Raw genomic sequence first — 13227 nt, 5'->3', positions numbered from 1 at the left:
CTCCTATTGATTAAGCAGATCGGCCAAATCGCCTTGGCCGCTAATGATGTCCTCAATCGACGGGACATCTTGCGCCGGCTGATTAGGCGGTGCCGGACGGCCCTGCTGACCCTGTCCCGGCTGACCCGGCTGGCCTTGCTGCTGTTCCGGCGAAGGCGCCGGCTGCTGGGCCTGTTCCTCTGGTGCCGGAGTAGGTGCCTGAGCGTCCTGTTCCGGAGCGGTGTTGCTGTCGCCGCCAGCGGTACCGGAGTTATAGGAAGAGTCGTAGGAGCCGGTGTAACCCGAACCCCAGCTACCGCTACCGTAACGGACGGGGTAAGCCTGCGGGAAGGACTTGTACTCAGCGTTAGCCAGCGAGGTATCCAGAATCTGCTTCCAAATCTGAGTCGGGGAGTTGGAGCCGTACATGATTCCGCCATAGGAGTTGAAGATGGCAGAGGTGTTGTCAGCGGTACCAACCCACACGGCGGTTGCTAGCTGCGGGGTGGAGCCAACCATCCAAGCGTCCTTGTTGTTGCCGGTATCGCCCAGCTGCGTGGTACCGGTCTTGGAAGCGGACTCACGGCCGCCGGCCAGAGCACCGTTGGACCAACCTGCGACCGGGAGCATTGCCTTCAAGACATTGTTGGCAACGTTCGCGGAAACACGGCGCTCGCCACCCTTGTCATCGAACTCGTAGAGAACCTCGCCGCCGGTGGTCTCCACCTTCTGAACGAAGTGAGGCTGGTGCCAAACGCCACCGTTGGTCAAAGTGGCCATAGCGCTAGCCATATCCAGCGGACGGGACTGGTACTGGCCCAGCACAACGCCCTCGAACGGAGTCCCGCCCTTCTCGCTCAGGGTCTTATCGATGCCCGGCAGCGACTTTGCAATACCCAGAGCATGCGCCATGTCTGCGGTGTCCTGCGTACGGTTTTCCAGATCGTCCTGCAGGCGGAGGAAGGAGGTATTGTAGGATTTCTTCAACGCCTCAGCGATGGAGCAGCTGCCGCAGCCACCATCGACGTTGGTAACCACCTGGGAACCAGGCAGCTGATAAGGAGCCGAGGAGTAATAGGTATCCAAGCCAATGCCCTGCTGCAGTGCTGCCGCAAGAGTGAAGATCTTGAAGGTGGAGCCGGTCTGCAGACCCGCATTTGCGTAGTCCCAACCAGTTGCCTCGTTGCCGCCGAAGTAGCCGCGGATACCGCCGGTTGCCGGGTCAATGGTGACGGCAGCAGCACGTGCGTCTTCCTGCAGGGAAGCCAGCTGACCATCCACCGCATCGGTGGAGGCGTTCTGCACGTTCATATCGATGGTGGTGGTGATCTTCAGACCACCGGTTGCCACCTGATCCTCAGTGATGCCAACGCGCTCGAGTTCGGCGATGACCTGATTCTTGATGTGGCCAAAAGCGCCCGGCGCCTCGGTGTATGCGGAGTACTCGGAAGGATCACGAGTCTGCGGGAACTGCATTCCCTTACGCTCGGTGGCGTTGAGATCGCCCATCTCTACCAAACCATCGAGAACATAGTTCCAACGCGCCTTGGAGCTTTCCTCATCAACGCGCGGATCAAGAACGGAAGGAGACTGGATAAGGCCGGCCAACATGGCGCCCTCTTCCACGGTGAGATCCTTTGCGTCCTTGTTGAAGTAGGCGTTCGAAGCAGCCTGGATACCATAAGCATTACGTCCGAAGTAGACCGTATTCAGGTAGGCCTGCAGGATGTCTTCCTTAGACCATTCGTTGGTCATCTTGATGGAGTAGATGAGCTCACGAATCTTACGGACATAGGAGTACTCGTCACCCACCAGAGTGTTTTTCACATACTGCTGGGTAATGGTGGAGCCACCACCCGCGGTGGAGTCACCGGTGAGCTTTCCCAAGACTGCGCGGCCTAAGCCGGTAAAGGAAAAGCCCGAGTTGGTCCAGAACTCGCGGTCTTCGGCCGAAAGCACGGAATCTTCTACGTAATCAGGGACTTCTTCCAGCTTGACCTGCGTGCGGTTGCCTTCCGGCGGCACCAACTTAGCCAGCTGGGTGTTTCCGTCACCAGCAACAATGGTCGAAACCTGGTTGGCCTGAAGGTCCTTTGGATCCGGGACCGTGTATTGGGAGTAGGCGTAGCCGAAGAGAGCTGCGGGCACAACCACGAGCACCAAGGCAACGATCAAAACAATCCAGGGCCAGCGACGTCGTTTGCGCTGGTTCGTAGATCTTTTACTATGACGCCCAGCTCTCTGTTGGGCGGATTCCTTTTCGGTCACTGCTTCGTGTCCTCGTCAATCATGGGCAGATTTTCTTAAATAAATGCAGCTTACCGGCCACAACGGCCGAGCCAAAAACTAACCTTCATCATAGGCCGTCGCCGCCGCCAATAGGTGATTCCACCGGCACGCCGTACAAACTTCGACTTTATGAACCGTAAATTCGATGCCTTCGGCGACGAATTCTGCGATTTCCTCATCGCTGCGCGCGCTGCCGGCACGCCGCCCTAACGCCTCGCCATAGACCCATTTAGTAAGGCGCATCGCCTCCCCGCAGAGAGGACATTTGCGCACCATGTCGATGCCATGGTGCTTGGCTGCTGCGCGGAGGAGAAAGTCGGCGTCGCAAAGCGCGTCCTTTTCTATAAGGCCCGCTCGATATTTGCGCAGGTGCTGCGCACGCTCCCACTCGTGGGAGATCACGTGTTTGAAAGAAACCGCCACAGTGGTCCTATCCTCCTTTCCTAGATCCAGGCCTGAAGTTGACCAGACACCAAATTAGACAACAGCTTAACCACGCCACCTGTTCCCGCGTGCGAATGAGCGGAAAGTATTTTTCAACTCAAAAGCTAAATTTTTCGTGGCCTAACTACCGTTGCGAGTGTACGGGCGCTACTATTACTTTCCATGAGTGAACAAGCTGCTGAGTCCCCCTCCACCTACGAAGACGCCCTTGACGTAGCCCGCAGCATTCAGCCCGCACTAAACAAGCTGATGCTCATCTTCCAACGCACCACCGAAGGTTCCTCCCTGACCACCTCCCAGGTCTCTATCATGAACCAGCTGCGCCTGCGCGGCCCATCCCGCGTGAGCACCATCGCACAGGCAGAACTCATCCGCATGCCCACCGCGTCCAATGCCCTATACCAATTGGAGCGCCACGGCTTTGTGGAGCGCCACCGAGATGACAAAGACCGCCGCGGCGTCCTCGTGGCACTGACCCAACTAGGTGAATCTGAACTGAACATCGTCTCCCGTCAGCGTGCCGCCGCCCTGGCGGAGATCCTGCAGTGGATGGAACCTAAAGACTTGCAAGAGGCTCGTCAGATGAGTTCCCTGATTGCCAAGTTGGCAGACGTCTATCGCCCGACAATGAACTAAAGCCCGCTTAGCAAAGAAACCGGGCATGAAACCGCATGTAGACCAAAGCGACCAGGGGTAATGCGGACCAGGCCCGGATTTCTTTTTCGCCCCTCCCGTGACTAATAATGGGCTAAGAATTACGCCCCCGGACAGTTCACGGGATGTATTGCTGAATGGATAAAAATCATCAACACAGGTCTTTTGCTTCTCTCGCTAAAGACCCTGTGCGAATCCTAATTTCGTGGAGTCCTTCCTCCACTGGCACTGAAGCGATCGATTTTGCAGCGTGGCTCGCCCGCTCCACCAACGTTCGCATCAGGGTCGTTTCCACGATCTCCGTCCCACTGGCCACCACCGCGCTGAAGAAGCACGGCAATAAATTTAAAAAGTGGTTCACCAAGGAACAGGCCAAGTGCAAAGAACGCGTTCTGGAAGCACTCGAGGCGGCGGGTATCTCCGATTCCCAGCTGGACGAAGAACCTTCCGTTCTTTTGGCCGGCCCCTCCCGCCCGCAGCTGCTGACCGAGATGGCAGAAGAATTCGGCGCGGATGCAATCCTGCTTGGCGCTAACCAATCCGCGCCAAAAGGCCGTTTCTTCGCAGGCTCGACTGCCGACGCCCTGCTGCACTTCTCCCCTATTCCGCTGGGCCTTTCCCCGCGCGATATCAAGCTTTCCAAGCATGGCGTGACCCGCATCAACTTCGCTTTCACCGAGCGCGGCGACTCCGAGGATCCCGCCTTGCTGTGCGCCGCCCGCTTGGCGAATGCATGGAACGTTCCGCTGCGCATCGTGGCCTTTTCCGCCGACGGCCTTCTCGACGCCCAGGTCAGCGGCAACGTCGACGTCGCCTCCAAGCTAGCCAAAGGCTGGCACGAGCATTCCTTGTCCATGCTGGACCGCGCACACGATGTGGTGGCAGAGCGCTTCCCAGAGCTACCGATTACTACCGCAATCGGCACCGGCCATGGCTGGTCTGGCGCGGTGGACTCGCTGAAGTGGAAGAAGGGCGACTTGATGTGCCTAGGTTCTTCCCCGATGGGCCCCTTCGAACGCGTATTCATCGGCTCCACGGCCACCGAGCTGCTTCCGCATGTGCGCGTCCCGGTTCTGGTGCGTCCCTCGGACTCTGCGCCTTCAGTCGAAACTGCGGGCTAATCCACGGCGACTAGACTTTGGCCTATGAATCTCCAGCCTGCGCATCCGGAAAACGATCTGACAACTGATGCCGACTACGCCAACCTGCGGCGCCCGGAGCCAAGCTCTTTCGATGAGCTCGCGGATGAGCCAGATCCCCTAGCGGTAGCTGCGGCCAACCGCCGCTCTTCCCGGCAGGCTATCTGGTTCATGGTTGCTGTGCTGCTGCTTTCCGGCCTCTACGCATTTGCGGTGGCACTAATTACCCGCTCCCAGGGCGGGGCGCTTTGCGACGCCCAGCTTGCCACCTGGCTGTGCACCGAAGGCCAGCGCCGCTTCTTTGCACTGACCACCGTCATCATCCCGTTCCTGGGAATGGTGGGCACCGCCGTCATCATGGTGCGCAAGCTCAAACGCTATCTGCGCTGGCGCTCCTGGATGGCAATTTTCTGGGTAATGGCCTGCAACTTCATGCTGTGGTGCATCACCGACATTCAAATCTTGTTGGTTCCGCTGGGCTAACCGTTCCCCGAGGGAAAGGAGAGGCTGGAACCTTGCAGGTTCCAGCTGGTTACTGAGCTGCGCCTTGCGCCGCGGCTACGGCTACTTCCGCGCAATCTGGACGCCCACAGTGCTGGGTTTCTACCTTCTGGATGCAGTCATCACAGATGAGCACCTGCTTGCGGCAGGTGTCCTCGTTGATGCAGTTATGGAAGGTGTTGGTGGCATTGCCGCAATGCACGCAGTGGCCAAGCTGAATAAAACCTGGATCTTGCAGGCCCTGCCCAAATTCGTAGTGCATGCGCTTGTCAAAGACGTAGAGGGAGCCTTCCCAAAGACCGTCGTTGCCGAATTTCTCGCCATAACGGACGATGCCGCCGTCTATCTGATAGACCTCCTTGAAACCACGATTTTTCATCAGGGAAGAAAGAATCTCGCAACGAATGCCGCCGGTGCAATAGGAAACGACTGGCTTATCCTTCATCCAGTCATACTTGCCGGACTCGATTTCCTGGATGAAATCATGGGTGGTCTTAACATCTGGGACGACGGCGTTTTTGAACTTGCCGATCTCAGCTTCCATGGCATTGCGGCCATCGAAGAAGACGACTTCGTCGCCGCGCTCTTTAACCAGCTCGTTAACCTGCTCTGGCTTCAGGTGCACGCCGCCACCGACGACGCCGTTCTCATCCACCTTCAGCTCACCGGGCGCGCCGAATGCCACGATTTCGTCGCGAACCTTCACGGACAGGCGTGGGAAATCATCGGCACTACCCTCGGACCACTTGAATTCCATCTTTTTAAAGCCCGGGTACTCGCGGGTCTCACGGACATAGCGCTTACAAGCATCCATGTCACCACCGACGGTGCCGTTAATTCCGTGCTCGGAGATGAGGATGCGGCCCTTTAGCCCAAGCTTTTCGCACAGGTTGCGCTGCCACAACATGATGGCAGTGGGATCGCTGATTGGGGTAAAGCAGTAATAAAGGAGAATTTTGCTAAGGCTCACGCCATCGATTGTAGGCGTGAGCTGTTGCTTTTCCTAAATTTCCCGGAAATCTTTGGGTTTAGCGCTTCTGGTAAAGCGCCTGCTTACGTGCAAAGACCGGATCGGAGGTCACGAGCACGCCCAAATTGCGGAAGATTCCCTCATCCACCGAGCCCAAGATGGTGGTGGTGTGAACGTCACAACCTGCAAGCTGCTTTAGTTCCGCCATTGCACGGCGAGCGTTCTCGTCCTTCGCAGCGGAGGCGGAAAGAGCGATGAGCACCTCGTCGGTGTGCAGGCGCGGGTTACGCGAACCCAGATACTCGGTCTTGAGCTTCTGGATCGGTTCGATGGCCTCTGGGCTCAGCAGGTGGATCTCATCGTCGATGCCGGCGAGATGCTTAAGCGCATTGAGCAGCATGGCAGCGGAGCAGCCCAGCAGCGCAGAAGTGCGGCCGGTGATGATGGTGCCGTCGGCAAGCTGCAGCGCAGAGGCTGGCTCGTCAGTTTCGGCGGCACGCTTGCGCGCCGGCGCTACTACTGGGCGGTCATCAGACTTGATGCCGGCCTTCGCCATGACGACGGCCGCGCGCTCGGACTGCGTGGAATCCAAGCCGAGGCGTGCTTCTTCCACCAAGGCCTTGAAGTAGCGACGAATAATCTCCTGCTTGGAGGCCTCACGGCAGACTTCGTCATCGGTGATGCAGAAGCCAGCCATGTTGACGCCCATGTCCGTCGGGGACTGGTACGGGGTGTTGCCGGTCAGCTTCTCCAGGAGGGTCTTGAGCAGCGGGAAGGCCTCGACATCGCGGTTGTAGTTCACCGTGGACTCGCCGTAGGCACTTAAGTGGAAGTGGTCGATGACGTTTGCGTCGTTGAGGTCAACGGTTGCGGCCTCGTAAGCCAGGTTCACTGGGTGATCGAGCGGCAGGTTCCAGATAGGGAAGGTCTCAAACTTGGCGTATCCAGCCTGCACACCGCGCTGGTGCTCGTGGTAGACCTGCGATAGGGCGGTCGCCAGCTTGCCTGAGCCTGGACCCGGCGCAGTGACGACAACCAGGTCACGCGTGGTTTCCGCGTACTCGTTCCGGCCAAGGCCTTCCTCAGAAACGATGAGGTCTGTATTCGAAGGGTATCCCGGGATAACGCGGTGACGTGCAACGCTCAGGCCAAGGCGCTCCAGGCGGTCAATGAAGGCCTCAGCTTGGCTGTTGCCATCTTCCAGCTGGGTCATAACGATGTTGTTTACTAGGAAGCCACGGCCACGGAAGACGTCGACCAAGCGCAAAACGTCATCTTCGTAGAGGATTCCGAGGTCAGCGCGCATCTTCTGGCGCTCAATGTCCTTGGCGTTGATGCAGATGAGAATCTCGACATCGTCTTTGATGCGCTCAAGCATGGCGATCTTGTTGTCTGGAGTAAAGCCCGGCAGCACGCGGGAGGCGTGCATGTCATCAAAGAGCTTGCCGCCCATCTCCAAGTAGAGTTTGCCACCGATTTCTCCGCGCCGTGCATGAATGTGCTCCGACTGCATCTCGATGTACTTCTCACGGTCAAAACCAAGCAAACGCGTCATTTAAAGGCCTTCCGCCATAGACAATCCCCGCAACCGGGCTGGATCTTTTGGATTGGATTTTACTCGAAAGAACTGTGTTTACTCATACGCCCTGCCACGGCATCACACCGCAAGAAACCGCACTGACGACGCCGGCTAAAACATACGAGTAACGCCTGGGCCCTGGAAAGGATGGGCCCAGGCGTTACCTGTCTCTCTAAGGGTGTGGAACAAGCCCTCACCCTCTATAGCCAGGCAGTCCCACCCACCTGACTATAGCCGCCGCGCACCCCTACATGCGCAGCGGTTGGATCTATCACTCACCAGTAGATACATCCATGCGAAGCATATCAACGGCGGTTTCAAAGTCAACGTTTTCAAAGCCAATCGGACAAAAATCTGATAAAGAAATTCATCAACCAATCCTAACTTTATAAAAAGTTAGCGCCATGTGCTGGCACTTTCTAGTCCAATTAACCCGGAAGAAAAATAAATGTGAAACGGGTCACCGTATGTTTGGGTCGATCTTTATTAAATATGGTCGCGATATAGTCTAAGAAACAAATTGGATAAATGTTTATTATGTTAACTTTCACCTATTTGAACTAGACCTTTAAAGCGGGAAATGAACGTTTAAATCTCATCTTCGCACTTCAATCCCACATTCCAAACGGGAATAATGTCCGTTTTATCCTTAGGTTTTCTTCGCAGCACATGCAATAGACTTATCCCCATGCCCGAAGGCCACATCATCCATCACCTTGCACAGCGCCTCAACCGTGAATTCCGGGGTGGGCCGCTGCGCGTCACGAGTCCGCAAGGCCGCTTTGCGGCGGAAGCAGCCATGCTCGATGGGACGCAGCTCGATTTCGCCGAAGCGCGCGGCAAGCACCTCTTTATGCACTTTTCCGCCGATGCGCCAGAGCACATCATCTATATTCACCTCGGGTTGATCGGCAGCTTGCGCTTTGAGCCTTTGGACGATGTCTGGGGCCAGATTCGCCTGCGCGTCGAAAGCGATGACCTAGCTGCCAACCTCCGCGGGCCGCAGTGGTGCCGGCTCATTACGGATGCTGAGTATGACGTCGTGCTCGCCAAGATTGGCCAGGACCCCATCCGCGAGGACGCATCACCGGCCGACCTTTGGCCGCGGGTGCACAGGTCGAGCCGCAGCATCGGCTCCTTGCTGATGGATCAGCATCTCTTTGCCGGAGTCGGCAACATCTATCGCGCCGAGGTTTTATTCCGCCAGAACATCTCACCTTTTATTGCCGGCAATGAACTGGACCGCCACGAATTCGATGTCATCTGGGAGGACCTGGTAGAACTCATGCGCGCCGGCGTGCCCACCGCCCGCATCGACACGGTCCGCCCGGAGCACACGCCAGAGGCCATGGGCCGCGCGCCACGCAAGGATGACCACGGCGGCGAGGTTTATGTCTACCGCCGCGCCGGCATGCCTTGTTATATCTGCGGCGAGCCCATCGCAGAAAAGAAGCTCGAAGGCAGGAACCTGTTCTGGTGCCCTACCTGCCAGAACGCTCCAGCCTAAACAGGGGGTATTTTGGACGGCATGCGATATGCCTTTTCCGTCGACGCCGTCCGCGCTGCCGAGGAGCGCCTGCTCGCCCAGCAGAGCTATCCAGACCAGCTCATGCAATTAGCCGCCCACGCGGTGGCCGATGCCGCCGCGGTAATGCTCGCCGCGCACCCAGGCCACGTGATGATTCTGGCAGGCAGCGGTGGCAACGGCGGCGACGGCCTTTTCGCCGGCGCTCTTCTCGCTCAGCAGGGGCACGCCGTCACAGCACTCGTCCCCGAGACCTGCCACGCAGCCGCCCTTGCTGCTTTCGAGGAAGCCGGCGGAGAGGTTCTAAAAAGTGGGTCCACTCCTAATTCCACCGCTTACCTGCCCGATGACACGAGCTTGCTTATCGACGCCGTGGCTGGTCTCGGTTCCGGACGCGGGCTCAGCGGCCAAGCGCTGGAGGCCTACGAGCAGGCAGCAGGCATTCCGGTTCTAGCAGTCGATATGCCCACTGGCATTAATGCGGACACTGGCGTAGCCGCCCGCAAAGGCGCCGTGCATGCTGACGTCACCGTAACTTTCGGTTGGACACGCATGGGTCATGTGCTTGCAGCCGAGTGCGGCCAAGTAGTGCTGGCGGACTTAACGCTGCCCGGCGTGACATCGTTTAGCGCGATGCTCGAATCGCTCGCGCAACCGGCCGGGCACATCGCCAACGAGCCCACCCTGGAATCCACATATGCGTGGCGCCCCGGCAACATCGAGACCGCCCACGGCATCGCCACGCACCCGCGCCCGGTTGGCTGTACCGGACCAATCGTTGATCCCACCCCAGGAATTTCCTCCGATAAATATTCCGGTGGCGTGGTCACTATTGCCGCCGGAAGCGACACCTATCCCGGAGCTGGCATCTTGACAGCCACCGCGGCAGTGCGCACCAGCCCGGCCATGGTGCGCTTTATCGGAGACCGCTCCATCACCTCGCTCCTGCCGGAACTCGTGGTTCACCCAAATCTTGACTCAGCAGGTCACGCCCAGGCCATCGTCGTGGGCCCAGGACGCGGCACTGACGCTGCGGCCCAAGCGGAGCTCGCGGAGGTACTCGATGGGTTCATCCCGGCCGTCATCGATGCCGATGCGCTGCGACTCCTTGCCCGTCACCCCGAGTTGCGCGCCCGCCTAGGAAGCCTGCCCGTCACGGTTCTCACCCCTCACCTGGGCGAGTTCACCGAGCTTTACGAGGCGACCTTCAACAAGGACCTCGACCTGTCATCAGGCAAAGCAGCGCCACTGCAGGAGCTCGCCACGGCACTGGGCTGCATCGTGCTGCTCAAGGGAAGAAATACCCTGGTTACCGCACCCGGCCAACCCATTTATGCCTACAATGCAGGCCATTCCTATGCCGCGACCCCTGGTTCAGGCGACGTGCTCGCGGGCATCCTCGGCACCGTGCTGGCGCAGCTACATCTTGAGGACAGAGCACAGGTAGGCCGCACGACGCTCACCGAGATAATCACAGAAGTCCTCCACGCCGGCGCCATTCAGGCCCACGCTGCGGCAGTAGCTGCCGAAACCCCCGACGGCTATGCCATCTGCTCGGCTTCGCAGATTGCCGGGGCGATCCCGCGGGCCGTCGCCAAGCTTTTGCGTATGGCTCGCTAAAGCCTATTTGCCACGGCGCGCACGGAGCGGCGCAACAGCCCCTTGGCACCGGCAGCCACCGTGCCGCGGCGCAGCCTACGGGTTTCCCACGGCCACGTCATCGCAGCCCAGGCACCTGCCACGGCGCCGATCTCGGCGAGGATGTACCACGGCCACGGCCCCAGCAGGTTGATGATGGAGGGGCTGCCCGGCGCGTGGTTTAAGAATCCATAGTTGCCATCTGTGCGGGCGTTGACCGCCATGACGCTGGCCATCCACACCGGGGTTACTCCCACCGCAAAGCGGTAACCCTTCCACGTCGGGCGGTAGCCCAAGCCGAAGGTCAACGCCAGCGGAATGGCCAGTGCGGTGATGTGGAAGAACCAATAGGTGGCAAAGCGCAGCCAGCGCGGATCGAAGTAATAAATAACATCTGGGGTGATAATCGCCTGCGGGTTCAAGATGATGCCCCAGTAATAGGTCAGCGTCAGCGCATGCTCATTGCCCGTAATCAGACCGAGCGCCAACACTGGGCGCAGAATATCGCACAGGTGCAGCGGCAGAGATTCACGGATGTCGAATTGCGAAGGGTCCAGGGAGACGATGGTCCATGCCGTACCGAGCACCAGCATCACCCAGCCAGTCATCTGCCGATAGAAGGTCTCCTTGGTAGTGCCCCGGATGCGTCGTGCAGCCACGATGAATACACCGCATGCGGCAATGGTCACAGAAAGCATCGTGTAATGCACTCCGGTCCATTGCGCCATGCGGGGATAGGTGGTGGGCGTGACGCGCACTCGCGGATTCTTTTTCGGCATAACGGGAAAACAGAATACTCCGTTTGCGCCCGCTTGCAGGACTTTAGTTACCGGACACCAATTTTCCGTCCTTGACAGTGACCACATTGTCCGCAAAATCCAGCAGGCTGCGGTCATGGGTTACAAGCATCGTTGCGGTCTGTTGTTCATCGGTGATGTCACGCAGCAGCTTGGCGACGTCGCGCGAGAGCGCAGAATCCAGCGCCGCTGTCGGCTCATCCGCGAGCAGCACCTCGGGGTCGGCCATCAAGGCACGCGCGATATTGATGCGCTGGCGCTGACCGCCAGAAAGCTGGGTGATGCGGCGAGCCTCCATCCCGGGCAGGCCTACATACTCAAGCAACTCCCGCGCCTTTTCACGGCGAGGTTTTCGGCCTGCCATATGGTCCACAATGAGAAGTTGATCCAGGGCATTGAGCGAGCTGACCAAGTTGGATTGTTGGAAGATGATGCCGCGCTCACCGCTTACCCGCACGCGACCACTATCGGGCTCGATTAGCCCAGCAGCCACGGAGAGCAAGGTGGACTTGCCGGAGCCGGATTCGCCGACGACGGCCATGAGCTGGCCCGGCTTGATGGCCAGGCTGACGTCATCCAGCGCCACCACGCGCTCGCGGCCATCGGGGAAGGTGACCGTCACGTTTTCAATCTCTAGCATTAGCCTTGTCCTCCCAACGCATCCAAAGGGTTGATTTTGCTGATTCGGCGGGTGGCCAGCACCGCGCCCAGCATGCCGAGTACCCACATGACAGCGGCCGGGGCAGCAATCGTGCGCGCCGAGAGCACAAAAGGCACCGTCGATTGCGCGAGCGCGCCCAGGCCCCAGCCCACTGCGGCGCCCACACCAACTCCGAGGGCGAGGATGAGTGCGGATTGTGCCAGGGCGTCGCCAAGCAGGTAGCGCGTCCGCGCCCCCAGCGCACGCAGAATCGAAAGATCGCGGGTGCGTTGCATGGTCCAGATGCTCAAGAAAGCCACCATCACGAGCGCCGAGATTGCATACAGGAAGCCCTGCATGGTCAAAAGCGAGCCGCGCTCCGAGGTGTAGGCGGGCAGGCCGCTTAAGGCCTCGCGCATGCTGACGGACGTGGGAAGCCCGGTGGCAATGCTGTTCGCGTGCAGGAGGGCGGTACCCACGACGTCGGAAGGCGCGTGGCTCAACTGCGCCCAGGTCTGCGTGGAAACCCACAGCACCGGCGAGTGGGAATAGTACAGATCCGGCACGGTGCCGCGAACGGCATAGGTCTCATCCCCAATCACCACGGAATTTCCCTGCGTAATCGCTTGCGAGGCCACCACTCCCGTGGCCGGCACCTGCTGCTTGGTACCCGGAATAGGCTCGCCCGCCGGCAGACCCAGCACGGCCACGCCACCGAAGCCCTCCACCTTGGTCTGCGCGGTACCCAAAGGCGCGCTGCCAGGCACCACATCGTCCTCGTAAATCTCTGACTCCGTAAAAGTTGGCTTCTGGGTGCTAAAGCTCGCCTGCTCATACTCATGCCCCAAGGCCTCCAAAGCCGAGGTGTTTTGTTTGCTAAGGCCCTCCGTGAGTCCAGAGAGCATGACCAAAAGCAAGGTAATGAGCGCGACTACCAACCCAATCAGCGCAAAGCGCCCGCGGGCTGCGCGCAATTCTCTAAGTGCAAGAAACATAGCTTCAAGCATCGCTACCGCGCGCGGATTAGTAATCGGGCCGCTAGTTGAACTTCGAGTCAACCAACTGGTTGATT

General features: G+C 59.0%; 12 protein-coding genes. 5 read left to right on the top strand and 7 right to left on the bottom strand.

Annotated features, from left to right (window positions below; all coding sequences use genetic code 11):
* Positions 1–3: 3 nt before the first annotated feature.
* Both HMPREF3169_RS04615 and HMPREF3169_RS04610 read right to left on the bottom strand, forming a co-directional pair.
* The gene (locus HMPREF3169_RS04615) at positions 4–2247 is read right to left on the bottom strand and encodes a transglycosylase domain-containing protein (RefSeq protein WP_070455819.1); all 2244 of its coding nucleotides are present in this window, start codon (positions 2245–2247) and stop codon (positions 4–6) included.
* Positions 2248–2325: 78 nt separating this feature from the next.
* Positions 2326–2691 (bottom strand): DUF5318 family protein, encoded by a 366-nt coding sequence (locus HMPREF3169_RS04610; RefSeq protein ID WP_061925232.1) that lies wholly within the window; start codon positions 2689–2691, stop codon positions 2326–2328.
* Positions 2692–2874: 183 nt separating this feature from the next.
* On the opposite strand from HMPREF3169_RS04610, the gene HMPREF3169_RS04605 reads away from it, so the two are divergent.
* The 3 genes from HMPREF3169_RS04605 (at position 2875) to HMPREF3169_RS04595 (ending at position 4988) form a co-directional block, all read left to right on the top strand.
* Positions 2875–3348, top strand: a complete 474-nt coding sequence (locus tag HMPREF3169_RS04605) for a MarR family winged helix-turn-helix transcriptional regulator (RefSeq protein ID WP_070455818.1) — start codon at positions 2875–2877, stop codon at positions 3346–3348.
* A 155-nt stretch (positions 3349–3503) separates the two neighbouring features.
* The gene (locus HMPREF3169_RS04600; protein ID WP_070455817.1) at positions 3504–4487 is read left to right on the top strand and encodes a universal stress protein; all 984 of its coding nucleotides are present in this window, start codon (positions 3504–3506) and stop codon (positions 4485–4487) included.
* 24 nt (positions 4488–4511) lie between these two features.
* A complete protein-coding gene (locus HMPREF3169_RS04595) occupies positions 4512–4988 on the top strand; it encodes a hypothetical protein (RefSeq protein WP_070455816.1) in 477 nt (158 codons plus the stop codon).
* 49 nt (positions 4989–5037) lie between these two features.
* On the opposite strand, the gene HMPREF3169_RS04590 is transcribed toward HMPREF3169_RS04595, so the two are convergent.
* Complete coding sequence (locus HMPREF3169_RS04590) at positions 5038–5976, bottom strand: oxygen-dependent tRNA uridine(34) hydroxylase TrhO (RefSeq protein WP_070455815.1); 939 nt, start codon at positions 5974–5976, stop codon at positions 5038–5040.
* Positions 5977–6034: 58 nt separating this feature from the next.
* Entirely contained in the window at positions 6035–7531 is a 1497-nt protein-coding gene (locus tag HMPREF3169_RS04585) for a DUF1846 domain-containing protein (protein ID WP_070455814.1), read from the bottom strand.
* A gap of 712 nt (positions 7532–8243) precedes the next feature.
* Here HMPREF3169_RS04585 and HMPREF3169_RS04580 point away from each other — a divergent pair.
* Together HMPREF3169_RS04580 and HMPREF3169_RS04575 are read left to right on the top strand one after the other, a co-directional pair.
* Complete coding sequence (locus HMPREF3169_RS04580) at positions 8244–9062, top strand: Fpg/Nei family DNA glycosylase (RefSeq protein ID WP_070455813.1); 819 nt, start codon at positions 8244–8246, stop codon at positions 9060–9062.
* Positions 9063–9083: 21 nt separating this feature from the next.
* Entirely contained in the window at positions 9084–10700 is a 1617-nt protein-coding gene (locus tag HMPREF3169_RS04575; protein WP_070455844.1) for a bifunctional ADP-dependent NAD(P)H-hydrate dehydratase/NAD(P)H-hydrate epimerase, read from the top strand.
* Here HMPREF3169_RS04575 and HMPREF3169_RS04570 read toward each other — a convergent pair.
* Genes HMPREF3169_RS04570 through HMPREF3169_RS04560 form a run of 3 tightly spaced genes read right to left on the bottom strand, consistent with a single transcriptional unit; the run spans position 10697 to position 13150 of the window.
* Positions 10697–11497 (bottom strand): YwaF family protein, encoded by an 801-nt coding sequence (locus HMPREF3169_RS04570; RefSeq protein WP_235591230.1) that lies wholly within the window; start codon positions 11495–11497, stop codon positions 10697–10699. The genes HMPREF3169_RS04575 and HMPREF3169_RS04570 overlap by 4 nt on opposite strands.
* 43 nt (positions 11498–11540) lie before the next feature.
* Positions 11541–12155: an ABC transporter ATP-binding protein gene (locus HMPREF3169_RS04565; RefSeq protein WP_070455812.1), complete on the bottom strand. Its 615-nt coding sequence runs from the start codon at positions 12153–12155 to the stop codon at positions 11541–11543.
* Positions 12155–13150, bottom strand: a complete 996-nt coding sequence (locus HMPREF3169_RS04560) for an ABC transporter permease (RefSeq protein ID WP_070455843.1) — start codon at positions 13148–13150, stop codon at positions 12155–12157. The genes HMPREF3169_RS04565 and HMPREF3169_RS04560 overlap by 1 nt, the downstream gene beginning before the upstream one ends.
* Positions 13151–13227: the final 77 nt, after the last annotated feature.

Source organism: Corynebacterium sp. HMSC08C04, from assembly GCF_001807495.1.
Taxonomy (GTDB): domain Bacteria; phylum Actinomycetota; class Actinomycetes; order Mycobacteriales; family Mycobacteriaceae; genus Corynebacterium; species Corynebacterium simulans.
This window is presented reverse-complemented; position numbering and strand designations above follow the sequence as displayed.